21 protein-coding genes and 1 pseudogene are annotated in these 22,865 nt (G+C 69.3%); 9 read left to right on the top strand and 13 right to left on the bottom strand.

Features of this window, described 5'->3' with window-relative positions; all coding sequences use genetic code 11:
* The first annotated feature begins 9 nt into the window (after window positions 1-9).
* The gene (locus POL67_RS51815) at window positions 10-1,449 is read left to right on the top strand and encodes a serine/threonine-protein kinase (protein ID WP_271930357.1); all 1,440 of its coding nucleotides are present in this window, start codon (window positions 10-12) and stop codon (window positions 1,447-1,449) included.
* 7 nt (window positions 1,450-1,456) lie between these two features.
* Here the strand turns inward: POL67_RS51815 and POL67_RS51810 are convergent, their stop codons facing one another.
* The 4 genes and pseudogenes from POL67_RS51810 to POL67_RS51795 all read right to left on the bottom strand — a co-directional run.
* The gene (locus tag POL67_RS51810; RefSeq protein ID WP_271930355.1) at window positions 1,457-1,657 is read right to left on the bottom strand and encodes a hypothetical protein; all 201 of its coding nucleotides are present in this window, start codon (window positions 1,655-1,657) and stop codon (window positions 1,457-1,459) included.
* A 186-nt stretch (window positions 1,658-1,843) separates the two neighbouring features.
* A complete protein-coding gene (locus tag POL67_RS51805; RefSeq protein WP_271930353.1) occupies window positions 1,844-3,382 on the bottom strand; it encodes an amino acid permease in 1,539 nt (512 codons plus the stop codon).
* 55 nt (window positions 3,383-3,437) lie between these two features.
* Window positions 3,438-3,833 carry a peptide chain release factor family protein gene (locus POL67_RS51800; protein WP_271931043.1) on the bottom strand — a complete coding sequence of 132 codons (396 nt, stop codon included), beginning with the start codon at window positions 3,831-3,833 and terminating at the stop codon, window positions 3,438-3,440.
* Between the two features lie 51 nt (window positions 3,834-3,884).
* Window positions 3,885-4,427 (bottom strand): annotated as a pseudogene (locus POL67_RS51795) (PCRF domain-containing protein); the annotation flags it as partial.
* Window positions 4,428-4,591: 164 nt separating this feature from the next.
* Here POL67_RS51795 and POL67_RS51790 point away from each other — a divergent pair.
* The 3 genes from POL67_RS51790 to POL67_RS51780 all read left to right on the top strand — a co-directional run bounded on the left by POL67_RS51790 (window position 4,592) and on the right by POL67_RS51780 (window position 7,636).
* Window positions 4,592-5,305 carry a 2OG-Fe(II) oxygenase gene (locus POL67_RS51790; protein WP_271930351.1) on the top strand — a complete coding sequence of 238 codons (714 nt, stop codon included), beginning with the start codon at window positions 4,592-4,594 and terminating at the stop codon, window positions 5,303-5,305.
* Between the two features lie 142 nt (window positions 5,306-5,447).
* Window positions 5,448-6,512 (top strand): hypothetical protein, encoded by a 1,065-nt coding sequence (locus POL67_RS51785; protein WP_271930349.1) that lies wholly within the window; start codon window positions 5,448-5,450, stop codon window positions 6,510-6,512.
* Window positions 6,513-6,520: 8 nt separating this feature from the next.
* Window positions 6,521-7,636, top strand: coding sequence for a hypothetical protein (locus tag POL67_RS51780; protein WP_271930347.1), 1,116 nt, complete (start codon window positions 6,521-6,523; stop codon window positions 7,634-7,636).
* A 28-nt stretch (window positions 7,637-7,664) separates the two neighbouring features.
* On the opposite strand, the gene POL67_RS51775 is transcribed toward POL67_RS51780, so the two are convergent.
* The gene (locus tag POL67_RS51775; RefSeq protein WP_271930344.1) at window positions 7,665-8,141 is read right to left on the bottom strand and encodes a hypothetical protein; all 477 of its coding nucleotides are present in this window, start codon (window positions 8,139-8,141) and stop codon (window positions 7,665-7,667) included.
* Window positions 8,142-8,306: 165 nt separating this feature from the next.
* Between POL67_RS51775 and POL67_RS51770 the strand changes: the two genes are divergently transcribed.
* Window positions 8,307-8,810 carry a hypothetical protein gene (locus tag POL67_RS51770; protein ID WP_271930342.1) on the top strand — a complete coding sequence of 168 codons (504 nt, stop codon included), beginning with the start codon at window positions 8,307-8,309 and terminating at the stop codon, window positions 8,808-8,810.
* 21 nt (window positions 8,811-8,831) lie between these two features.
* On the opposite strand, the gene POL67_RS51765 is transcribed toward POL67_RS51770, so the two are convergent.
* Window positions 8,832-9,308: a hypothetical protein gene (locus POL67_RS51765; protein WP_271930340.1), complete on the bottom strand. Its 477-nt coding sequence runs from the start codon at window positions 9,306-9,308 to the stop codon at window positions 8,832-8,834.
* Window positions 9,309-9,439: 131 nt separating this feature from the next.
* Between POL67_RS51765 and POL67_RS51760 the strand changes: the two genes are divergently transcribed.
* Entirely contained in the window at window positions 9,440-10,177 is a 738-nt protein-coding gene (locus tag POL67_RS51760) for a hypothetical protein (RefSeq protein ID WP_271930338.1), read from the top strand.
* A 253-nt stretch (window positions 10,178-10,430) separates the two neighbouring features.
* Here POL67_RS51760 and POL67_RS51755 read toward each other — a convergent pair whose 3' ends face one another.
* Window positions 10,431-12,266, bottom strand: coding sequence for a hypothetical protein (locus tag POL67_RS51755; protein ID WP_271930335.1), 1,836 nt, complete (start codon window positions 12,264-12,266; stop codon window positions 10,431-10,433).
* Between the two features lie 140 nt (window positions 12,267-12,406).
* On the opposite strand from POL67_RS51755, the gene POL67_RS51750 reads away from it, so the two are divergent.
* Window positions 12,407-15,271, top strand: a complete 2,865-nt coding sequence (locus POL67_RS51750) for a penicillin acylase family protein (RefSeq protein ID WP_271930333.1) — start codon at window positions 12,407-12,409, stop codon at window positions 15,269-15,271.
* A gap of 20 nt (window positions 15,272-15,291) precedes the next feature.
* Complete coding sequence (locus POL67_RS51745; protein WP_271930331.1) at window positions 15,292-16,371, top strand: alpha/beta hydrolase family protein; 1,080 nt, start codon at window positions 15,292-15,294, stop codon at window positions 16,369-16,371.
* 28 nt (window positions 16,372-16,399) lie between these two features.
* Here POL67_RS51745 and POL67_RS51740 read toward each other — a convergent pair whose 3' ends face one another.
* Entirely contained in the window at window positions 16,400-17,002 is a 603-nt protein-coding gene (locus POL67_RS51740; protein WP_271930327.1) for a hypothetical protein, read from the bottom strand.
* Window positions 17,003-17,105: 103 nt separating this feature from the next.
* Window positions 17,106-18,647, bottom strand: coding sequence for an AMP-binding protein (locus tag POL67_RS51735; protein WP_271930324.1), 1,542 nt, complete (start codon window positions 18,645-18,647; stop codon window positions 17,106-17,108).
* Window positions 18,648-18,771: 124 nt separating this feature from the next.
* Here POL67_RS51735 and POL67_RS51730 point away from each other — a divergent pair, with 124 nt between their 5' ends.
* Complete coding sequence (locus POL67_RS51730; RefSeq protein ID WP_271930321.1) at window positions 18,772-19,545, top strand: biopolymer transporter ExbD; 774 nt, start codon at window positions 18,772-18,774, stop codon at window positions 19,543-19,545.
* Here the strand turns inward: POL67_RS51730 and POL67_RS51725 are convergent.
* The 4 genes from POL67_RS51725 to POL67_RS51710 form a co-directional block, all read right to left on the bottom strand.
* Window positions 19,529-19,960: a DUF2085 domain-containing protein gene (locus POL67_RS51725; RefSeq protein ID WP_271930318.1), complete on the bottom strand. Its 432-nt coding sequence runs from the start codon at window positions 19,958-19,960 to the stop codon at window positions 19,529-19,531. The genes POL67_RS51730 and POL67_RS51725 overlap by 17 nt on opposite strands.
* A 20-nt stretch (window positions 19,961-19,980) precedes the next feature.
* Window positions 19,981-20,913, bottom strand: a complete 933-nt coding sequence (locus POL67_RS51720; RefSeq protein ID WP_271930316.1) for a uracil-DNA glycosylase — start codon at window positions 20,911-20,913, stop codon at window positions 19,981-19,983.
* A 12-nt stretch (window positions 20,914-20,925) separates the two neighbouring features.
* Complete coding sequence (gene trxB / locus POL67_RS51715; RefSeq protein ID WP_271930314.1) at window positions 20,926-21,888, bottom strand: thioredoxin-disulfide reductase; 963 nt, start codon at window positions 21,886-21,888, stop codon at window positions 20,926-20,928.
* A gap of 98 nt (window positions 21,889-21,986) precedes the next feature.
* Window positions 21,987-22,787, bottom strand: a complete 801-nt coding sequence (locus POL67_RS51710) for a hypothetical protein (RefSeq protein ID WP_271930313.1) — start codon at window positions 22,785-22,787, stop codon at window positions 21,987-21,989.
* Window positions 22,788-22,865 lie beyond the last annotated feature (78 nt).

Below are 22,865 nucleotides of genomic sequence, written 5' to 3'. Positions count from 1 at the left end.
GACAGGGCAATGAGCGGCGGCGAACTCATCGGCGATAGATACGGCCTCGTGCGGCAAATCGGGACGGGCGCCCTCGGGGCCGTCTGGGAGGCGGAGGACCACACAGCGTCGCGGCAGGTCGCGCTGAAGCTCCTCAGCATTCCGAACCTGGAAGTCGGGCAGCGGCTCGGCGAGGAGGCGCGCGCGGCGCAAGCCACCAAGCACCCCACGCTGGTCACGATCCACGACGTGGGCGAGACGGGAAGCGGCGAGCCCTTCGTCGCCATGGAGCTGCTCTCGGGCGAGACGCTCGCCGACCGGCTCGCGCGTGAGCGTGTGCTGCCGCCGCCGCTCGCCGCGCAGATCGGGCGCGACATCGCGACGGCGCTGTCGATCGCGCACGGGGCACGGCTCGTCCACGGCGACCTGCGGCCGGCGAACGTGTTCTTGCAGGGAGAACCGGGCACGGACGCCCCGGGCGTGAAGGTCTTGGATCTGTGGGTCGCGCGCGCGGTGCCCGCGGTCGTCGCGGATACGCTCGGCCTGGGTTCGCCGTCGTATCGGAGCCCGGAGCAGCTCGCCGCGCCCGAGTCATTCGATGTGCGGACCGATCTCTGGTCGCTCGGCGTGGTGCTGTTCGAGATGCTCGCGGGGCAACGTCCTTTCGAGGGCGGGCGCGCGGACATCACGGCGCGCATTTCGAGTGGCCCGGTGCCGCGAATCTCGCACCTCGCGCCCTCGGTGGATCCGGCGCTCGAAGAGATCGTGGCGCGGTGCATGGAGCGCGAGCGCGACAAACGGATCGGCAGCGCGATGGTCGTCGCGCACATGCTCGAAGTGTTCGCGGCGCAGGGTCGGAAACCGGCGGCGCCCGCGGCTCCGGCGAAGGTTCACGACGAAAACACGAACGGCGGGGTGCGCGCGCCGATGCTGGACGAGCCGCCGATGCCGCGGGGCCAGCTCGGCACGCTGGTCATGGCCGAATCGGCGCCGTCCACGCCCGCGCCGGCGCCTCGGTCCTCGCCTGCGTCGGGGAGCTTTTCGGCGTCGTCGTCGGGGGGTCCGCTCGGCACGCTGGTCATGGCCCCGCCGTCGTCTTCGCCGCGGGCCGAGGAAACGGCGCGGCGGCCCAAACCGGCGTACGTCCCGCCGCCGCGGTCCTCGCGCGATTCGGAGCCGACGCAGGTCTACGTCGAGCCGTCCGGCGTGTTCACGCCGCCGCCCATGCCCATGGCAGGCGCGCACATCGAGGACGAGCCGACCGCGCCGCCGCCGACCGCGCCGCCGCCCGGCACCACGGCGCCGACGATGCTCGGCGCGCGGCAGCAGCAGATGACGGTGACGGAGCTGCACCACCGGCCGGCGCAACGCGTGAACGACGTCAGCAAAATGGGGTTTTACCTCGCAGCCGCGGTGGGTGCTGCGATCGTCTTCCTCATCGGCTTTTTCGTGATCTTCATTTTGCTCTGACGAACCTTTACCGGACCGGCGGCCAGATCGAGCTCATCGCGAGGTTGCCCGGCACGTACAGCACCCAGACCGGCATTCCCACGCCATACGTCTCCTTCGTGGGATCCGACCCTTCGACCGATCCCTTGACGGAGCGTCCCTCCGCCATGAAGAGCTCCGGGACAACTTCGTCCGGATCGAGAACCGTGGGCTCTACAAGATCTATCATGCCTTCTGCGAGCGTTTGTCGCCCGAGGAGGTCGCCGATGGATTCGGGCGCGAGCCTTTGCCCCCGGGTCGTCGGACCCGGAAGAAGGCGAGGCCGCCGGGCTTCGTCAAGCGCGCGGATGCGTTTTTGGAGGCCATCGGGCCGATCGTCATGAGCGGGATGCTGGTGATCGCGCTGCTCCTAGCGCTAACGATGATCCGGTGCTGACGCAGGTTCACCCGTCGCGGGGGGCGGCCCCTTGAACACGCGCCGCAGGCCGCCGAACCACACGACGATCGTGAGAAGCAACGCGCCGAGCGTGATCGGCAAAGCCTTGTCGTTCGGGGGCGCGACGCCGATGACGAGCACGAGCGCGCAGGAGAGCACGCAGATCGCCGCGACGAGGCGATACCACGGGCCGAGCGAAAAAGGCCCCATCGTGGTCCAGGTCCGGCCATACGCGAAGAGGCCGAGCGCGATGGGCATGCCGTAGGAGATGTAGAGGAAAATCGTGCAGACCGCGGTGATCGTCGAATAGACGGGCGTGTAGACGGTGAACGCCGTGCTCACGGCCGCGACGACCCAGATCGCATGGGCGGGCGTCCTGTGGACCTCGCTCACGCGGCGGAGGGCCGCGGAGAAGGGCAGGCCGCCGTCGCGGGCAAACGCATACGTCATGCGCGAGGCGCTGGTGACGGTGGCGAGCCCGCAAAGATACTGGGTGATGCCGATTCCGACGTAGAGGGTGACCTGCAAAGGGCGCGGGAGGATCTCGCCCATCACCCAGAAAAACACGCTCGGGCCTTTCGAGGCGGCGGCCTCCACGCTCGGCATGGCGAGGAGGATCGAGGCCACCATCACGTAGCCAAAAATGCCCGAGAGGAGCACGGCGCGCAGAATGGCCCGGGGGACATTCGTCGCGGCGCCGACCGTCTCCTCCGCGGTATGCGCGGAGGCGTCGAACCCGGTGACCGTGTACGCCGGCATGAGCAGGCCGAGCAAAAAGAGCCAGCCCATGCTCGTCGTGGAAGGCCAGACGTCGCCGCCGCTCGCGCCGCTGAAATTCGTGAACGTGACGAGCCGCGACGCTTCGAGGCGCGGCGCATAGACGAGCATCGAGGCCGTGAGGACGGTCGCGACCACGAAGATGAGATACCCGCTGAAATCGGTGAGGCGCGTGGTGAGGCGAATGCCGCGGTGATTGAAGAGGGCCTGCGTCGCGGTGATGACGACGATGGCGGCGAGCTGATGGCCCGGGCCGAGCTTTTCGGGGTCGACGCCGAAGACGGGGCCGAGCGAGCTCGCGATGAAGAGATACGCGCCGACGTTGATCGCGGAGAGGACCGTGACGAGGCCGACGAGGTTGAACCAGGCCGTCGCCCAGCCGAGGCCCTTTCCGCCGAGGAGGGAGGCCCAGTGATAGAGGCCGCCCGCCGTGGGAAACGCCGAGGCGAGCTGCGCCATCGCGAGCGCAAAGCAAAAGGAGAGCAGGCAGGAGAGCGGCCAGCCGAGGCCAATGGAGGCGCCGCCCGCGGCGGAGAGGCCGAGGTGATAGGAGGTGAGGCCGCCGGCGAGGATGCAGATGATCGAGAAGGAGACGGCGAAATTCGAGAAGCCGCTCATCCGCCGGAGGAGCTCCTGGGCATACCCCATGCGGTGGAGCTGGCGGACGTCGTCCGCAATGACCTCCGATTCGGCGGGCGGGGTGGGTTCGGTGGGAACGTCACTGCGCGCAGGGTCTTGCATGGTGGGCCTCGCCGAGGGCGAGGTTCCAGGGTAGGCGAGCGCGCGGCGAGGTGGATCAGTTTTTCGGGGGAGGTTCGAGGAGGGCGTCGAGGTCGCCGTCGAGGACACGCTCGACATGGGGGCTCACGCCCCCGGTGATTTCGTCCCGCACGAGCCGCTGCGGCGCGAAGACATAACTGCGCCGCTGGTGCCCGAATCGAGCGACCGGCCGAGCGCCGCGCCTCGCAGCCGCCATCTGTTCGCGCCGCTCGAGCTCGAGCTCGACGAGCTTACTCCGGAGGAGCCGGAGCGCGCTCGCGCGGTTTTGATGCTGGCTGCGCTCCGACCGAGCGACGATGACGATCCCCGTCGGAAGGTGCCGCATCCGGACCGCCGACGCGACCTTGTTGACGTTCTGTCCGCCGGGCCCGCCGGCGCACATCGTGGTCACCTCGAGATCGTCGTCGCGAATCTCGACAGGTATCGCGTCGTCGATATCGATCAGGACCTCGACCGCGACGAACGAGGTTTGTCGACGATCCCCTCTGCCGAAGGGGCTCACGCGCACGAGACGATGGACGCCGGTTTCGCCCCGGAGAGCGCCGTACACACCGGCGCCTGGGATCCGGAACGCGACGCCATCGATCCCCGCTTCGTTTCCTTCCTGCCGGTGAAGCTCCTCGACGTCGAGCCCCCGCCGCGCCGCCCACCGGAGGTACATCCGCAAGAGCATTGCCGCGAAGTCTTTGGCGTCGACGCCGCCCGCGCCCGGTTGAATGGACACGATCGCGCCCATGCACCCCTCCGGTTCGGGTGGCGCGCACGAGTTCTCCGCTTCTCGAAGCTCGACCTCGATGGCCGCGAGATCGGCTTCGGCTGCGGCGAGCGCGTCCGCGTCGCCTTCGTGGAGGGCGAGCACGACGAACGGATGCGTATCGTCGAGCGCGCGCTCGGCGTGCGAGATCCGATCGTTCAGGGCGCCAAGACGTGCTCGCTCCGCGAGGAGCTGCTCCGCACGTTCGCGGTCGCGCCAGAGGTCGGTTTCGCTGAGAAGGAAGTCGAGTTCGGCGAGGCGTCGCGCCTGCCGGGGGAGGTCAAAGACCGTCGCGGAGCCGGGTCAGGCGTCGACGAAGCTCGGCGAGGCGTTCGAGGATGGGAGAATTCATGCATCATCGTATACATGACGGCGCTCCCTTCGTCAAAGGCGTCCAGGCTGCCGAGGACATGTCCATGAAATCCCGAACCCACATCTCTTTCCGCAGGGAGGAGACCTTCCACGCCGTGCCGCATCGCCTCGACGAGGTCTTGCTCGACGAAGACCGCGCCGCCGGGGTCCGCCGCGAGGACGTCGAGAAGGGGGTCTATGTCCTGCATGGCGTGATGTCGCCGAAGGAATGCAAGCGATTGATCACCACGGCGGAGGCGATCGGCTTCACGCACGCGGGGCTCGCCATTGGCAACGACACGTACCGGGTGAACCTCGCGGCCCGCAACAACCTGCGCGTCGTGCTCGACGCGACGCGGCTCGCCGAAGGGCTCTGGGCCCGCATTCGTGGCCACGTGGATACAGAGCACGAGGCCTCGCCCCTCGTGGGCCTGAACGATCGCTTTCGGGTCTATCGGTACGAGGTCGGTCAGCGCTTCGCCCCGCACGTCGACGTGCGCACGACCGTGCCGCGGGGAGAGACGCGCGCGTCGCTCATGATTTATTTGAACGAAGGCTTCGAGGGCGGCCCGACACGCTTCTTCGAGGAGAAGGACAAGAAGAGCCGCCGCGGGGAGGGTCGAGGGCGCAAATTCAACAATCGCGTGCGATTCGCGGTGCGTCCGGCCCCTGGGAGCGTCGTCGTGTTCGACCACCTGCTCTTGCACGAGGGCGCCGAGGTCACGGCCGGCGTGAAGTATGCGGTGCGGTCCGATCTGATCTATGCGCCGTCCCGGTGACGGGACGGGCTGCTGCAAATGCGGCGAGCGGGCAGCTCCTGCATCTCGTTGTTTTGCTCTGACGAACTCCAGCGTGGACGGCGCATAGGCGGATGACGGTGCTTGCGCCCCACGCCCGCTCTCCCGTACCCTCGGGTTCGTCATGGCTCACCGTGCCGTTGCCCTCGCCGCTGCCCTCGTCGCGCTCGTGCTCCCTCGGGCGGCCGCGGCCGAGCCTGCGCCGAAGATCGCGTTCCGGCTGGACTTGCAAGCGCTCCCCGGGCGCGGGTGCCCCACGGCGGAGGAGTTTGCCCTCATTCTCGCGGGCGAGTTTGGTTATCTGCTCGTGCGGGACGACGCTCGTGCGACGTTGCGGATCGAGACATACCCGAACGGGCGCAAGCTCGACGCCGTGATCACCGCGCCGGATCCCCAGGGCAACGGCGAATGGCGCCGCGTGCTCACGCAGGGGGATTGCCGGGAGCTCATGTACGACGTCGCCGTGCTCGTGTCCATCGCCTTCGGCCCGCGGGCGTGGCGAGGGGGGGAGCCGCCCCCGTGGCTCGTCGCGCCGGTCGATTTCGAGGTCGGGCGGCCGGCGCTGGATTTCGAGCCGTCGTCCGCCATCGTGAAGATCCTCCACCCGGTCGAGGAGGCCAGGTACGAGCGCGTGGTCGTGGTCGCGACGGAGCCGCTGCCGCGTCCGATCGAGGACAGGCCGCCGTTCAAGGTGGAGGCGGCCCTGGGCCCGGTCGTGATGCTTCACGGATTGCCTGGCGTCGCGGTGGGCGGAAACGGCTTACTTGGGCTCCGCTGGCGCCGGTTCGCGGTCGCCGCAGAGCTGCGCGGATCGATCACGCCCGCCTCGGGGCTCGGTGATCATGAGCTCCCCGGACGAGCGTCCGTGTGGGCTGCATCGGCACTCCCGTGTTATGCGTTCGAGCACATCGACGCTTGCGGGGCAGTGACCTTCAGTCATCTGAGCATCGATGTGGACTCTCCGCTTGCGCTCACCCAAGCGGATGGCTTCTCGGTCGGGTTCGGCGCGCGCATCAACGGAAGGGTGCGCCTGTCGGAGCGCCTTGGCTTGCTTGGTTATTTCGATCTCAACGTACAGTCGAGGACGTTCGTCCTGAAGCTCGACGCCTCGCAGACCGTGGCTGACTGGCGCTCGCCGCTCTTGCGCTTGGCGGTCGGCGCAGCGGTGGTCATTCATTTGAGCGAATAGGCAATGTCATGAGAAATATCAAACGTATTATCGGTCCTGTTTTCGTTTTTTTGCCGATTGCGCTCCTCTCCGTGGCCTCATGCGGGGAGGGCGTGTTTACCTATATCGAACTCGACGGGGGCGCTGGCGATGCCTCCCCCGACGCGGGGGCGGACGGCGGTGAGGAGGAGGGGGGCCCAACGAGCAGCGGGGGGCCCATCGATTGCGATTTCACCTGCCGCGGCGAATGCGTCCCCCTCCACCCGAGCGACGCGTCCCTCCCCGTCCTCGTGTGGATCGGGCCCGACGACGGCTCCGCGCCGCCCTGCCCCGACAACGCGCCCGTCGAGCAGTTCGTGTGGCACGCCGACCTCGTGATTCCTCCCAAGTCCTGCGGCCCCTGCACGTGCAGCCCCTCGACCGGCAGTTGCGCGCTGCCCACCAGCATCACGGCCCACGCCGCGCCCTGCACGCCCGCAGACGGGGCGCCCGCGACGCCGACCGACCCGCCCGCCGGGTGGGACGGCGCCTGCGCCGCGGAGAACGCCATCCCCGCAGGTCTCTCGTGCGGGGCCGAGGGGCCGTGCGTCCAATCGATCACCGTGGGGCCGCTCGCCATCGTGGAGGAGTCTTGCGAGGCAATCGACAAATCCGGTCCGGTGACGGCCCCGCCGCCCACACCCACGTGGAGCACGGTCGCGCGGGTCTGCGAGGGCAGCGCATTCGGTCAATGCGCGCCCGACGAGCATTGCGTCCCCGCAGCGCCGACCGGGTTTCTCCAGTGCGTTCAGCGGGAAGGAATCCACGACTGCGCGGCCGAGGGGTACACCAAACACTTCATCTTTTATGAAGGCTTCAGCGACGAACGCGATTGTACGTCGTGCTCGTGTGGGACTCCGCAGGGGAGTTATTGCCATTCGGATATCGCATTTTATTCCGACGCCGCCTGTTCCATGACGCCCCTCATCACGAGCGCCTGGTCGAAGGGCCCCACGTGCCATGACGTGGTGCCTGGGCGCGCACTCGAATCGAAGACGGCGCTTTCACCGGTGTATCAGCCGGGGAGCTGCCAGGCGGCGGGCGGCGAGGCCATCGGGGAGGTCGCGAAAATCGGGCCGCGGACGATTTGTTGTTACGTGGCGTGAAGGGACGGGGCGCGAGGTCGGGGACGGGTTATTGCCTGCGATCGGGAGGCAGGTACCACTTTGGCTTGTCTTTGAGCGCCGGGCACCTCCGCTCCGGCTCCTCGATTTGGCAATCGTAGTATGCCTTGAGCGTTTCGAACGTATTCACGGTAGGTTTCAAAGGTTCGCACACACGCTCCGCCTCGATCTGGAGGCTCCAAAACAGCGCGCCCTCTTCGTCCTCGCACGGCTTGCACCAGATGGGATCAAGCTCCGTGCACGCCACGTGGTTCGGGCACCGGGCCATCACGCAGCCGGCCTGGCAGGCTTCCTCTTGCCCCTCGGGCGGCTTCTCGCAGATCTCCCCTCCCGCCTCGCACAACTCGAACACCGCAGCGAGGTCCTTGTCGCAGGCGTCGGCGCCCAACGTGTCGGAGGCCGCGCGGCGCACCTTGAGGCCCACGCCCACCGCGACGGCGATCGGCAAGGCGATGGCAGCGGCGAAGAGCTTCTTCCGGCGGGTCATCTCACGTCCTCCGTACTCGTCGCGGCCACTCTACACGATCCGCCCCGATGACGGGATTCCTTCACGCGCGGGCCAGATGCGCAGGTGGCCATGCTCGGGAACCGCTCCAATCTTGTGCCGCCCGACCGCGGACCGATACAATGATTCCGGCGCGGAGGCTGGGGCATGAGAGCGCTCGTCGTTGGCTTGTTTTTCGTGTGGTTCGTCGTGCTCGGACCGGCGTGCTGGGATCCCGAGTGCAAGAACCCGAAAAGAGGAGCGCCGAATGGCCAGGCGGGCGCCAGAGAGGGGGTTCTCGTCCAGTGTAACGTGGTCTTGACCTGCGCCTCAGGATTCCAAGGCGGGGGTGACCATCAAGACGCCTTGCAGGGAGCGGAGGACGCGCAGATCATCGACCGCAGAAGCGCCTGGGAGAACGAAGACGCGTGCATCGAAAGGGCCAAGAACCGCGGAATCTCGAGTTCCTGCCACAAGATCGAGGTCTCCCCCCAGATCATCTGCCTCGACCCTCCGGGCTCGAACGGCTGCGGCTCGAGCCCCGGACCCGGCGGCCCGGTCATCATCGTGGGCAGCGCGGCCAGCGGCGATTTCAAGAGCGAACCGCAGGGGATGGGCGGAACGGATGGCGAGGGCGGCGAGGACGGCGCGGGGGGCCAGGGCGGATTCTAGGACGACCCTCGGGAAAGAGCCTCAATCCCTCGTACGAGGCGGCCGATACCACTGCGGTTTGTTTTTGAGCGCCGGGCACCTCCGCTCCCCCTCCGCAATGTAGCAATCACTGTAAGCCTTCCAGTCCGCATGTCTCCATGCGTCGAGATCGGGCGAAGGGCTGCACTGCTCGTGTACCTCGTACAAGATCCGCCAATGGAGCGCCCCCTCTTCATCCTCACACGGCTTGCACCAGATGGGATCGAGCTCCGTACACGCCACGTGGTTCGGGCACCGGGACATCACGCAGCCGGCTTGGCACGCTTCCTCCAGCCCCTTGTCCGGGTTGCAAATCTCCCCCCCTGCCTCGCACACCTCGAACACCGCCGCGAGATCCTTGTCGCAAGCGTCCGCCCCCAGCGTGTCCGACGAGGCGCGACGCACCTTCAGGCCCACGCCCACGGCGACGGCGATCGGCAAGGCGATGGCTGCGGCGAAGAGCTTCTTCCGGCGGGTCATCAGCGGCTCCCTCGTGCTCGTCCCGGCCACTCTACACGATCCGCCCTGCGGGCGCGAGTCCACCTTCGTGGCATGGATCGGCCCCTTCGCATCCGCTAGCGTCGGCCGTCCCCTTTCGAAGGAAGTCGAGAATGGCAGACAGGTTCATCGATCAGGACGAGGTCACGATTTACGGGCCTTATGCCTCGAACAAGATCCGCAAGAAGCTCCTCGGCCTCATCCCCGAATATGATTCCGCATTGAATTACGCCGCCGACCAGATCGACGTCCACACCGACGCCGTGAAATCGGCCGTGGAGGCCGCGCGCGGCACGGACGCCTGGCGCAGGCAGGGCGCCCGGAGCAAGGCGCCGCTCCTCAAGCAGGCTCGCGCCCTCCTCGGCAAATTCAGCACCCACCTCGGCGCGCACGACAACGGCGCCGTCGACCGAAGGGTGTTTTTCACGAAAGACGGCACCGCCGGAGCTGTCGGAAAGGCCGCCGCCGACGTGGTCCTCGCCGTCGCCCACATCACGACGAAGCTCGCCGCGCCAGGCTGCGCCGTGCGCGACGCAGCGCATTGGCACGGTCGATTCGATGCCATGACGAAGTCACTCGCGCCCGTCGTCGCATTCGCCGACGACGCCCGCATCGACAGGCAATCCCTGACGCCGGAGGTCGAGACGGCGCGGCAAGTCTGGCTCAATGGGTACGTCGCCGCGAGGGCGCTCTGCGAGAGCCTCCTCCGCCACCTCGGCCGCGTCGACAAGCTCCGGCTGTATTTCTATGACCTCCAGGTCAACGCCGGCACAAAGGTCACCGAGCCCCCGGCCGAGGAGCCGGAGGCGCGCGAGGCCGAGGATACGGACGAGGTCGCAGGCGACGAGTGACCCGAGCGTCGGCAGAGGGGCCGGTCACCACCCCTCCCAAGGCCCCGAGCGTTGCTTGGACACGTGGGAGGGGCGGTTCCCTGCGTCCCTGGAGCCGCCGGAGCGCTCGGGCGGCTGCCGGCCACGAGCCCGAGCCGGGACAGTCCCGTCGAGGGGCTGCCGGCCAACGTCCCTGTCGAGGCGTGGGAGGTCCATCGAGCGGGTGCTCGGTCCTTCGATCGTGGTCAGGCGAGCCCGGCGGCGTGCGCTCGGCTCAGTGCACCCCACCCACGAGCCACGCATACCCAGGCACGAGCACCTCCTCGGGGCTCGCGCCGCCCTGGGTCGCGGGCGCCGTGCCACGCGCGTCACACGAGAGGCGGAAGCCGTGGTCGCCGAAGACGAAGAGCAACGTGCGCGGCGGTGAGCTCTCGACGAAACGCGAGATCACCTGCGCCGCCTCGTCCGCAATGCCGCCGAGCCGCTCGTCGAAGCCAGGGCCGACGCCCCGGAGGCGCGCCTCGACGAGGTCGAGCTTGAAGACTTCCTTGGTGCCGTAACGCTCACGCCGAATCGTGGAGAGGGCGCGGCCGCGGACGATGTCGGGCTCGGGGCCCGGCTCGGGCAAGGGGTCACGCAAGCCCTCGGGGCCACGGCCGAGGAGGGCGACCTGCGCCGGCGTGGTCGTGGGGAGCGCGCTCCAGAGCAAGGTGCGGTCGACGCAAACGGCGCGGCCCTGCAAGGTCGGCTTGAGGCGCGCCATGACGCGCTCGCCGAGGTCGAAGCGGAGGGAGTCGACGAGGAGCAGGCGCACGGCGCGGGCGTTGTTGAGGCGCGCGATCCGCGCCGCCACGTCGGGCGCGTCGAGGACCATCAGCGGGCGCTTGCCGGTCGCGCGGATCGCCGCGAACCCCTCCGTGTAGCTGTGCTCGAAGGCGGTGCGGAAGCCGTCGACGACGCGCTGGACGGAGGCGTCGGCGTGGCCACGCGAGAGGGCGCCGATGAGGGGCATGTAGCGGGTCGCGAAGAGCCGGTCGATGACACCCGCGGGCTTGGGGCCACGCGCGTTGTCGAGGTCCATCGCGAAGGCGCGCCACTCGGCCGCCGAGAGGACACGCTCGACCGGCGAGGGAGCGACCGGCGGCGAGGGCGGCACGAGGTCCGAGGGCAGCGGGGGCGGCGGCGGGAGCGTGTCGGCCGCAGGGGCGTTTTTCGCGGCATGCGCGGCGGCCTCGGGCTCGCGGTCGCGCGCGAACTCACGGTCACGCACGGGCTCGCGGTCGCGCACGGGCTCGCGGTCGCGCGTGGGCTCGAGCGCGGGCGAGGAGGGCGTGCGGTTGCGCGGCGCCGGGGCGGCGGGCTCCGCGGGCGCCGCATCCATGGGCGGCGGCGGGGTCGACTTGAACGCGCGCGGCGCGCCGTCCGCCGCGGGCATCGGGGTCGGCGTCGGCCGGGGGCCGGACTTCAGGCCACGCAGGCGGCCGATCGGCGCGCGCTCGGGCGACGCGTCGGCTTCGGGCGGGCCGGATTCATGGGTCGTGAGGGGACGCACGTCGCTCGGCTCGGCCTCGGGCGGCGGCGCGGGCGGCGTGAGGGGCGGGCGGGCGACGACGCGCGAGTGCTCGGGGAGGGCGCGGCGCGTGGGGGCGGCTTCGGCGACGAGCTCGTCGAGGCGGACGGGCGCGAGGATCCGGAGGCCACGGTCGCCCTCGTCGAGGACGAGCGCCACGGGGCCGGCCTGGGCCGCTTCGTTGAAGACCGAGAGCACGGCGCTGTCGGAGGGCCCGAGCGCGGGGGCGTCGCCCGAGGTGTCGGCGAGCGTGGCGAGCGGCGGCAAGGCGAGGGCGAGGCCGAAGGAGCCAAGGCCACGGGCCCGGACGACCTGATCGCGCAGGGAGGCGGCGCCGTCGACGTCGGCGCTCACGGACGGCGGGGGGGCGCCGCGCATGGCAAGGGCGCTCTCGACGGCCTCCTCGACGGCCTGGCGGAGCCGCCCGGGAGCCGGGGGGCGCACGATGCTGGCGACCACGTAGCCGCGGCCGCGCAGCTCCGAGAGGAGCTCGGCTTTGCGGGGAGCGGCGACGAAGAACGCGCCAAACGACGGTCGCACGGGCGGAGAGGGGGAGCCCGAAGGCGCGGGGGCCTGCACCAAGCGCATGAAGGGTCCCTTGCCAGAGAGGACGAGAAACGGACGAATTTTCGGCGAGCCAAAGGCCCGGCAGGCTAGTCCGGGAAAAGGAGACCTTCCCCATGCATGAGCCTCGACGCTTCCCGATCGCCCGGTTCTTCAGCTTCGTCGCCCTGACCCTCGCGCCCCTCGCCGCTGGCTGCTCGGACCCCGCCAAGCCGCCCCCCACGCCTGCGGGTGATCCCTTCGGGCCGATCGGCGAGCGCGCCGATCTGCCCGTGAGCGAGCGTGTCCAGATCGAGAACCTCGCTTCGCCCGTGGACGTCGTGCGTGACACGGACGGGCGGCCGCACATCTTCGCGTCGAGCTTCGAGGACGCGGTGCGCGTGCAGGGTTACCTCGTGGCGCAGGACCGGCACCTGCAGATCGAGTTTTACCGCCGCGTGTCCGAGGGCAGGCTCGCCGAGATCCTCGCCGACGCGGACGCGAGCGTGATCGACAACGACATCGTGTTCCGCAGCCTCGGCCTGCACCGCGTCGCGAAGAAGCAGTACGAGGCGCTCGGGGCCGAGGAAAAGACCCTCGTCGACGCGTTCGCCGACGGCGTGACCCAGCACTTCCGCGCACTCCGGAACCGCGAGGCGGCGCTGCCCGCAGCGGCGTTCCTCGTCCCGGTCGATGCGTTCACCGACTTCACAGGCCCGGACGCCCTCGCGATCGCGCGTCTCCAGTCGTACCTGCTCTCGCATTCGGCCGACGCCGAGCTCGCGGACACGATCTCGATCCAGACGCTCGGGGCGGCGTTCCCGAAAAACGCGGCCGATCCGCTCGTCGCGGCGCGGAGCGGCATCCTCCAGGAGCTCTATCGCTTCGCGCCGTACGAGCCGGCGACGACGACCACGGGCTACCCGATGGGCCAGGGCGGCGCGAAAAGCCCCGCGCCCTCCCCTCTCCTGCCCGACCTCGGCGCGCGGACGGAGCGGTACCGCGAGGCCCTGCGCAAGGTGAAGGATCTGTTCGCGCCCGAAGGATTCGGCTCGAACAACTGGGCCGTCACGGCGGGGAGGAGCGACACGGGGCACGCGCTGCTCGCGAGTGATCCGCACCTGACGCTCGCCGCGCCCTCGATCTTCTGGCCCGTCGCGATGGAGGTGACGCCAAAGGATCCATCCGCGCGGGTAAAAGTCTCGGGGCTCGCGTTCCCCGGCATCCCGGGGATCATCCTGGGGCACAACGAGCACATCGCCTGGGGCGCGACGGTCGCCGGCTACGACGTGACCGATCTCTACGCCGAGACGATCACGCCGGATGGCAAGTCGGTCGTGTTCGGGGGGAAAAACGTCGCGATCGAGACGATCGACGAGGTGATCCAGATCCAGGCCGGCGAGCCGTACACCTACAAGCTCCCGGTCGTGCCGCACCACGGGGCGATGCTGCCGGAGATCCTGCCGGATCACACGGTGGCGCCGCTCGACCCGGCGAAGGGCGCGGTGAGCGTGCGCTGGACGGGCGATGAACCGACGAACGAGCTCGCGGCGATCCTCCACCTTTTGAGGTCCAAAAACGTCGACGAGGCGAAGCTCGCGCTCGACGGTTTTCAGGTGGGCGCGCAGAACTGGATGATCGCGGATACGCAAGGCAACGTGCTCTGGACCTCGCACGCGAAGCTGCCGACCCGAGCGCCGGCGGCCGTCGCGTGGAACCCCGCGACGTTCTCGGGCACGATCCCGTGCCTCGTGCTCCCGGGGGATGGTTCGGCCGAGTGGACGGGCGCCCTGCCGGACAACCTCGTGCCCTGGGAGAAAAACCCCGCCGCGGGCTTCCTCGCGACGGCGAACAACGATCCGATCGGGGACTCGCTCGACGGCGATCCCTCGAACGGCGCGCTCCCCGACGGCACGCCGATGTACCTCGCTTGCTCATGGGACATCGGCTTCCGTGAAGGTCGGATCCAGGAGCGGCTCGCGGAGCTCGACAAGGCGACGCCCGAGGATCTCGCGAAGATCCAGGGGGACGCGAAATCGGCGCTCGGCTCGCGCCTGACGCCCGCGCTGATCGAGGCGATCGATCGAGCGGAAGCCGAGCGCAAGACGCCCGGGACGCACCCGGATCTCTCGGCCGTGGTGGCCGATACCAGCTACGACGCGGCGGCGATCCAGAAGGTGCACGCGTTGCTCACGGCGTGGGGCACGGAAGCCGGCTACGAGGCCGCGAGCGGGATCGATCCGGAGACGAACAAGCCGCTCCCGGAGGAGGGCGATACGGCGATCGAGGCGCGCGCGGCGCAGGCGACGCTCGTGTTCAACGCGTGGCTCCTGCGGCTCGTCGAGCGCGTCATGGGGGACGAGCTCGAGCATGCCGGCAGGCCCTTCGTGCCGCGGGATCAGAAAGCCAAGGCGATCCTTGCGATCACGCGCGACACACCCGCGACGCTCCCGACATACGACCCGGCGACGAAGGAGAGCGCGCTCTGGGACGACATGGCGACGCCGGGGATCGAGACGAAACATGAGCGGATCGTGCGCGCGCTCCTCGACGCGCTCGGGACGCTCGCGGAGGACGTCGGCACCGATATCGGCGCCTACCGCTGGGGCGCACGGCACCGCGTCCGCTTCGAGGCGATCCTCCCGGTCCTCGGGCAGCTCTCGATCCCGCCGCTCGGCGATCCGGTTTTTCCGGACGGTTTTCCGCGACACGGCGACAACTTCTCGGTCGATTCGTCCGACTTCTCCCTCACCGCCCGGCTCGACGTGACGCCCCGCTACGACTACGATTTCGGCCCGACGCAGCGACTCGTCGTGGACCTCGATCCGGAGGGTCCGCGTTCCTGGAACGCGCTGCCGGGAGGCGCGGTGTGGGACTCGCAGAGCCCGCATTTCCGCGACCAAGCCGAGCTCTGGCGGAAGAACCAGACGCGGCGGGTCCCCTTCTTGCTTCCCGACGTGGTGGCTGCGGCCGAGTCACGAATGGTCGTGTCGCGGAAGTAGCCTTCCCAAAGGAGGGCGGGTTGGTCCTGCGCCGCATCCTCACGAGCGCTGCTTCCGGGTTCGACAAGACCGTCGGCACGGCGATGCTCGTGCGGGGGGACATGATCCGCTCTTTTGATCCCGCGGGCCTCGGCCCCGAGGCCCGCATCGACCTGCTCTCCGCGATCCGCGCGATCTACGACAAGCCCGAGTTCTTCACGGCGCCGAGCTCGTTTTTTGGGGAACCAACGATCCCCCACGTCGAGCTCGCCCGGGTGCGTCTCCTCGGCGGGCCCGATCCCGGCATGGTGCTCGACGCGACATGGCCGAGCGAGTTCGAACCGCTCGAAGAGAACGTGCGCACGGACTACCTCGGGCACACGCTGAACCGCACCGCGACGGCGCGGCTGTTTCTGCACGCTACGCCCCGCCCGGTCGTGATCCTCGTGCACGGCTACCGGTGCGGGGCGTTCGCGCTCGAGGAGCGGCTCTGGCCCGTGCCCTGGATCTTCGAGCTCGGCCTCGACGTGGCGATGGCGGTCCTGCCCTTCCACGCATGCCGCGCGCCGAAAGGGACGGCGCTCTTTCCCTCGCCGGACATGCGCTTCACGATCGAGGGGTTTCGCCAGGCGATCATGGATCTCCGCGCGCTCGCGGCCCTCCTCTGCGACCGGGGCGCGTCGTCGGTCGGCGCGATGGGGATGAGCCTCGGCGGCTACACGACGGGGCTCTGGGCCACGATCGATCCGACGCTCGCGTTCGCGGTGCCGATCGTGCCGTGCGCGTCGATCGCCGACGTGGCGCGCGCGGTGGGGCTGCTCGTCGGCACGCCGGAGCAGCAAGCGGCGCAGCACCAGGCGATCGAAGCGACGCTCCGCGTGGTGAGCCCGCTCGGTCGGTCCGCGTTGATCCCGCCCGAGCGATTCCTCGTCGTGGGAGCGGCGGGCGACCAGATCACGCCGCTCGATCACGCGCGGCGCATGGCCGAGCATTTCCGCGCGCCGCTGGAGACGTTCCACGGCGGGCACCTCTTGCAGTTCGGCCGGGCGGACGCGTTCCGCGCGGTGCGGCGGATGCTCGCGCGGATCGGGATCATCGAGACGCGCCACGCCGCGGCGTGACGCGTCTCTCCCTCAACTCAACCGAGGATCACTGCACGCACTTGTCGACGCCCATGGCCGTGCAATCGGCGTCGGCCGAGCACTCACACGCGCCGCTCGTGGTGTTGCACTTGCCGAAGCCGTTGCAGTCCGCGTCGGTCTTACACCCGCCCGTCATCATCGGCTCGGCGGAGCAGTACTTCGCGCCGGTGTCGTCCTCGCCGATGCACTTCAGGGGCGCCGTGCAATCGGCGTCCGCCGTGCAGCCCTCGGCGCAGATCTTGAAGTCGTTCTCGGTCAGGCACTTGTAGTCCGGCAGCGCGCCGCCGAACGTGCAATCGGCGTCGGCCTTGCATTGCGGGGCGCCACACACGCCGTCGTCACACGTCCAGTTGTTCGGGTAGTCCATGCCGGGGCAGTTCGGCACGCCCATCGCACAGCAATCCGCCGGCATCGCGCACGACTTGCCGCAGAAACCAGCCGCGGGCCCACCGCCGCCCATGCCGCCGGTGCCGCCCATGCCGCCGGTGCCGCCCATGCCGCCGCTGCCGGCGGTGCCGCCGGTGCCGCCCGAGCCGCCCGTATCGTCGCCGCACGCGGCGAGGCCCAAGAAGCTCATGGAAACCAGGGCAAGAATCGAAAGCATTCGCATGTGAAGTCTCCTTTGAATCCGTGGTCGTTCCACGGAATGTCTGACGACGCCGCTCCCTGACACGTGGGGGCGTCGAGGTCAAAACTTCTCATGCGTTACGTCGTTACGATTCGGTCCGCGACATATTTGCGACCGTCCCATCCAAAATTGCCTTCACGAGTTCGGGCTTGACGACCTTTCCGAGCGCATTGCGCGGGAGCGACGTCGCCACGATCACCTCGCGTGGAACCTTGTACGGCGCGATTCGCTCTTTCGCCCAGCCGCGCAGCACCTCCGGCGCGCATTCCGCGGCGCGACCCGGCGCGGCGACGACGACCGCGACGACACGCTCGCCCCACGCCTCGTCGGGCAAACCCACGACCGCGACCTCGGCGACGGCCGCGTTTTCCCGCAGCGCCTCCTCGATCTCCAGGGCCGAGAGCTTGTACCCGCCGCTCTTCAAAATGTCTACACTGGTTCGTCCGAGCAAACGCAGGTAGCCATCCTCGGCGCGCTCGGCCACATCGCCGGTGCGGAACCAGCGGCCCTCGGCAAACGCGTCCTGCGTGGCCTGCTCGCGGCCGAGGTACCCCTTGAACACGCTGGGCCCACGAATCCAGAGCTCGCCGGGGCCACGCTCGAGGTCATTGCCCGCCTCGTCGACGATCCGCGCCTCGACCGAGCGCGGAGGCAAACCCACCGAGCCGGAGCGTCGGCCCAAAGGATCAAGGGCGTTCGTCGCGCCAACCCCGATCTCGGTCATGCCGAAACGCTCGAGCGGGATCGCGCCCGTGACGGCGCGCCAGCGCTCGGCGAGGGTGACGGGGAGCGCGGCCGAGCCGCTCGTCGCGAGGCGCAAACTGCGCGCGCCGCCCGCCCACCGCGCCCGCGTCGGCTCGTCGGCCGCGTCGAACGCCTCGAAGAGCTTCTGGTACATCGTGGGCACGGCCATCCAGACCGTCGGCGGGTTTGGCCCGCAAAACGTCTCCCACACGCGCCGCGCGTCGAAGCGCGGGAGGAGCCGCGCCGCGGCGCCCGCGAGCAGCGTGGTGAGCAGCGAGATACCGAGGCCGTGCAGGTGATGCAGCGGCAGCGCGTGGAGCAGCCGATCGCCCTCACTGAACGCCCACGCCTCGCGCAAAATCGCGGCCTGCACGTCGACGTTCTCATGCGTGATCATCGCGCCCTTGGGTTTGCCCGTTGTGCCGCTCGTGTAGAGCAGGAGCGCGACGTCGTCGGGTTCGAGCGGGGCCGCGTCGCCCTCGGGCCGCGGGCCGTCGGCGAGCGTCTCCGCGAGGAGGACGCGGCGGCCTTCGCAGAGCAAGGCCCCACGCTCGCGCTGGTCCTCGGAGACGATCACCGCAGCCGCGCGCGCGTCCTCGCCGAACCAAGCGAGCTCGGCGGGCGGATAAAGCGGCGAGAGCGGCAAGGCCACGCCGCCCGCGAGGATCGTGCCGAAGAAGGCTTCGAGCCAGAGCGCGCCGGGCGAGACGAGGATGGCCACGGCGCGGCCTTCGAGCGAAGGCGCGCCCTCGGTGAGCGCGAGGCGGACGCGCTGGGCGCGATCCCAAAGCTCGGCGAACGTGCGGCTCCGCGTGTCGTCCTCCACGGCGAGCCGCTCTTCGTGCTGAAAGCTTGCGAGGCGCGTGACGAAGGGAGAAGGCATCGTGAAATCGGAGCTCGATTCGAGGGGCCGAACGGCCGGTCCGCGCGGAAGCTACCACGCCCCGTCGCCCCGAGGACGCCGCTTCCTTTCTCCCGAGCCTTCGGCTTCGGTACACTCCGCCGCCATGCACTCCCGCGTCCCTGTCCTCGCCTCGCTCGTGCTCCTCGTCGCGACGACGCTGACCGCCTGCGGCGACGACAAGTCCAAGACGGGCGCCGCCCCGAGCGCGACCGCCTCTGCCGCAGCGCCGACGGAACCCGCGCCGCCGCCCAAGCCGAAGACGATGCCCGCGCTGATCGTCGACTCGCTCGGCCCGTACATCGGCCAGATCCGCGTCGACATGAAGCAGGAGAAATGGCCGGAGAAGCTCACGGCGGCGGTGAAGGATCTCCCGATCAACGGGCAGCAGGTCACGGTGATCGCCGAGAAGAAGGCGCGCACGCCGGACGTCGCCGCCGTCGTGGCCGAGCTCGGCCGCGCGGGCGCGCCGACGATCCTGCTCAAGACCGACGGCCGAGACGACGTGCCGAAGGAACTCCTGATCACGCCGCCGGACAAGGTGTCGAACCCGCCCGGCTGCTCGGTAACGGTGATGGTGCTGAAGGACCTCTCGACCGCGGTGTGGCCGTTCAAGGGCGGGCTCGGCAAAAAGCAACGCAAAGGGTTCGCAGGGCCCGATCTCTCGAACACGGGCGACGCGATCAAGAAGGACCTCGCGATCTGCGACTCGTCGTTCGCCTTCTTCTCGGCCGACGACACGGTCTCGTGGGAGATGGCCTATAACCTCGCGGGCACGCTGAAGGTCGTCGACGAGAAGAGCGACAAGAAGAAGATCGAGACGCTCGTGCTCCTCGGCGAAGCGCCCGTCGCAGGCAGGCCCGTCACGCTGAAGAAGTGACGCGCGCAGGCCTTGCGAGGTGCTCGCGCGCGATCGCGAGGATCCCCAGGGCGAACACGTGCCCCCACAAGACGCCCGTCACGAGCCGCGCCGGATGAAAGAGCGGGCGCAGGCGGAGGTCCTGCGTGATCACGTCGGCCAGCATGATCACGCTCGCGACGAACCCGTACCCGAGGCACGCACGCACGCTCCATCGCGGACGCGGAAACATCCCGGCCGTCACGAACCCCGCGAAGATGCCAGCGCAACGGCTGCAGAGCGGCATGAGCACGCCGGCGAGCGCGAGCGTGCGCTCGGGTTTGAGGTGGCAAACCGGCGCGAAGAGCAGGTAGAGGAGCTCGCCCGTCTCGGGGCTCGTCACGCGGCGCGCGAAGGGCGCGACGAACGGCGCGACGCCGACGAGGCAGAGCAGCACGCGGAGGACACGCTCGAGCGTCAGCCCCGCGCGGGTGGCTTCTTGCCGAGGCGCGCCATCACTTCCTGCAGGTCGGTCCATACCTCGCGTTTCGCCGACGGCTGCCTGAGGAGGTAGGCCGGATGGAACGTCGGCATGACGGGGATCCCGCGGTACATCTTCCACTTGCCGCGCAGCTTCGTGATGCCCTCGGACGTGCCGAGCAGGCCCTGAATCGCCGTCGCGCCGAGCGCGACGATGTACCTCGGCCGCGCGAGCTCGAGCTGCGACGCGAGGTAGCCCTTGCACGCCTCCATCTCGTCAGGCTGCGGCTTGCGGTTCTCCGGAGGCCGGCACTTGACGATGTTGCAGATGTAGACCTCGCCCGGCCTGTACCCCATCGCGGAGATCATCTTGTCGAGGAGCTGCCCCGCAGGACCGACGAACGGCTCGCCCGCGAGGTCTTCCTCCACGCCCGGTCCTTCACCGACGAAACAAAGCTCGGACAGCGGGTTGCCGCGGGCAAACACGGTCTGCGTGCGCCGCTCGGCGAGGCGGCAACGCGTGCAGGAGGCGACCTCGGAGGCGAGGACGCGGAGCTGCTCGATACGCGCCTCGGGCGTGCGTGCCTCGGGGCGCGGAGCGGCGGGGCGCTGCGGCCTCTCGGCAGGCGGCGGAGGCGGCGTGTACTGCGGCACCGGCGCGCGCTCGGGCGGCGACGTGAACTGCGCGGGCTGCGCGAAGGTGGCGTCCGAGGGGACGGGGCGCCGATCCGCGACGGGCGCAGGCGCGCGCGGGTTTGGCGGCGGCGCGGCGTGAGGTTCAGCCGCAGGATACGCGGGCTCGACCTCGCCACGCGCGGGCGCGAGCGGCAGACCCCACGCGCCCGTGCTGTCGTACCACTCGACGAGCGCGCGCACCGAGGTCGCGATCTCGAAGAGCTCGTCGCGCGGATCGGCGTGGGGCTCGTCCATCGAAGGCCTGCGTCAGTGACTCCCACCTTCTTGCTGCAAGAACCGCTCGGCGTCGAGCGCGGCCATGCAGCCCGTCCCCGCGGCCGTGACCGCCTGCCTGTACGTCCAGTCCTGCACGTCGCCCGCGGCGAACACGCCGGGCACGCTCGTGCGCGTCGAACCAGGCACGGTCTTCAAGTAGCCGTTCGCGTGCGTCTCGAGCTGCCCGACGAAGAGCTCGGTCATGGGCGTGTGGCCGATCGCCACGAAAAACGCCGCGACCGGAATGGACGAAGTTTCGCCCGTCTTCAGGTTCTTCACGACGATCCCCGTGACCTCGTCCGCGCGGACGTCGAGCACCTCCTCGACCACGTGGCTGTAGAGGATCTTGATCTTCGGGTTCGAAACGACGCGCTCGATCATCGCCTTGCTCGCGCGGAACTCGTCGCGGCGATGCACGAGCGTGACCGAGGAGCAGAGGCCCGCGAGGTAACTCGCCTCCTCCATCGCGGTGTCGCCGCCGCCGACGACGGCGACGTCACGGCCGCGGTAGAGCGCGCCGTCGCAGACCGCGCATGCGCTCACACCCTTGTTCTTGAGCGCTTCTTCGCTCGGCAGGCCGAGGTAGTTCGCGCGCGCGCCCGTCGCGACGACCACGGTCTTGGCGAGGTAGAGCGTCTCCTCGACCCAGACCTTGAACGGCCGCGCCGAGAGATCGACCTTCGTCACGTCCGCCGTCACGATCTCGGTGCCCTGGTGCTCCGCCTGATCACGGAAGCGCTGCATGAGCTCCTGGCCCGTGACCTTCTGCGGAAAGCCCGGATAGTTCTCGACGTCGGTCGTGAACATGAGCTGACCGCCGGGGATGAGCCCGCCCGCGTTGAACCCCTCGATGCAGAGCGGCTTCAGATTCGCGCGTGCGGCGTAGATGGACGCAGTCAGGCCCGCAGGGCCCGAGCCGATGATGATGACGTTGCGGACGGGTGTGTCGGTCATGCTGGCCCGGGTCATAGCGAAGGCGCGCGGCCGCGTCGATACGCGCGCGCCACCCGGACGAACGGAGGCGGGAAAGAGCGGCCGATCGGGGCCGAGAACTACTTCTTTTTCTTCTTCTTCGTGTCCTTCGGCGGCGGCGGGGGCTCGGGGGCGAGGCCGCGGTTGTACTCGCGGGCGACGTCGTGGAGGTAGGACTCGCTCGTGAGCTTCGGGAAGTCGGAGGCCGAGATCTTGTCGGTGGCCATCGCGGTGGCCTTGTTCGCCTCGCGACGCATGCCGTTCAGCGCGCTCTGGTAGATCCAGGTGCCGATCGCGCCGACGATGACCCCGCCGATGATGATGGCCGTCGAGCCCGCCGTCGGGATGATGGGATCATCCTTCGTGACCGCCGCGGCGATGGCCCAGCCACCCATGATGCCGTAGCCCACGCCCGCCACGATCATGCCGGTGGATCGCTTGCCGGCGTTGTCCTTGATGCCCTTCTCGTAGACGGCCATCGACTCCGCGTGGTTGTCGCGGATCTCCACGATGCGCTCCTCGAATGCATCCTCGAACGCCTTGTCGCGCGCGATGTGCAGCGCGCTGAGCACGTCGATCTCTTGCCTGCCCTGATAGACGCCCCAGGCGTAGCCGCGGCGCGCGACCTGCTGGTTGCCGTAGATGCGGCTCGATCCGACGAGGCGCCCCGACGCGTCGCGGACCTCCTGCTCGCCGAGCTCGACGCGCTCCGTGGTCGTGTACGTAAAACTCTCGCCCTCGACCTTCAGGGGCTCGCCGGTCTTTTTGTGTTCAAACGTATACTCGTATTCGTCCGGGGCCGTCGGCGGCGGCTTGGGAATGGCACAGCCGACGACCGCCAAACCCAGCCCGACCACCATCAACGATGCACGCGCGTTCATCCCATCCTCCCGGACAAGTTCGTCCCCATGCGACGATAACCGTCGCAATGAAGCGCGCCGGCACGCCGGATGTCAATG

The sequence above is a fragment of the Polyangium mundeleinium genome (assembly GCF_028369105.1).
GTDB classification, from domain to species: Bacteria; Myxococcota_A; Polyangia; order Polyangiales; family Polyangiaceae; genus Polyangium; species Polyangium mundeleinium.
This window is presented reverse-complemented; position numbering and strand designations above follow the sequence as displayed.

Coding starts and splice junctions, on each gene's coding strand:
- POL67_RS51815 (WP_271930357.1), top strand. CDS start 10: ATGAGCGGCGGCGAACTCATCGGCGATAGATACGGCCTCGTGCGGCAA.
- POL67_RS51810 (WP_271930355.1), bottom strand. CDS start 1,657: ATGATAGATCTTGTAGAGCCCACGGTTCTCGATCCGGACGAAGTTGTC.
- POL67_RS51805 (WP_271930353.1), bottom strand. CDS start 3,382: ATGCAAGACCCTGCGCGCAGTGACGTTCCCACCGAACCCACCCCGCCC.
- POL67_RS51790 (WP_271930351.1), top strand. CDS start 4,592: ATGAAATCCCGAACCCACATCTCTTTCCGCAGGGAGGAGACCTTCCAC.
- POL67_RS51785 (WP_271930349.1), top strand. CDS start 5,448: ATGGCTCACCGTGCCGTTGCCCTCGCCGCTGCCCTCGTCGCGCTCGTG.
- POL67_RS51780 (WP_271930347.1), top strand. CDS start 6,521: ATGAGAAATATCAAACGTATTATCGGTCCTGTTTTCGTTTTTTTGCCG.
- POL67_RS51775 (WP_271930344.1), bottom strand. CDS start 8,141: ATGACCCGCCGGAAGAAGCTCTTCGCCGCTGCCATCGCCTTGCCGATC.
- POL67_RS51770 (WP_271930342.1), top strand. CDS start 8,307: ATGAGAGCGCTCGTCGTTGGCTTGTTTTTCGTGTGGTTCGTCGTGCTC.
- POL67_RS51765 (WP_271930340.1), bottom strand. CDS start 9,308: ATGACCCGCCGGAAGAAGCTCTTCGCCGCAGCCATCGCCTTGCCGATC.
- POL67_RS51760 (WP_271930338.1), top strand. CDS start 9,440: ATGGCAGACAGGTTCATCGATCAGGACGAGGTCACGATTTACGGGCCT.
- POL67_RS51750 (WP_271930333.1), top strand. CDS start 12,407: ATGCATGAGCCTCGACGCTTCCCGATCGCCCGGTTCTTCAGCTTCGTC.
- POL67_RS51740 (WP_271930327.1), bottom strand. CDS start 17,002: ATGCGAATGCTTTCGATTCTTGCCCTGGTTTCCATGAGCTTCTTGGGC.
- POL67_RS51735 (WP_271930324.1), bottom strand. CDS start 18,647: ATGCCTTCTCCCTTCGTCACGCGCCTCGCAAGCTTTCAGCACGAAGAG.
- POL67_RS51730 (WP_271930321.1), top strand. CDS start 18,772: ATGCACTCCCGCGTCCCTGTCCTCGCCTCGCTCGTGCTCCTCGTCGCG.
- POL67_RS51720 (WP_271930316.1), bottom strand. CDS start 20,913: ATGGACGAGCCCCACGCCGATCCGCGCGACGAGCTCTTCGAGATCGCG.
- trxB (WP_271930314.1), bottom strand. CDS start 21,888: ATGACCGACACACCCGTCCGCAACGTCATCATCATCGGCTCGGGCCCT.
- POL67_RS51710 (WP_271930313.1), bottom strand. CDS start 22,787: ATGAACGCGCGTGCATCGTTGATGGTGGTCGGGCTGGGTTTGGCGGTC.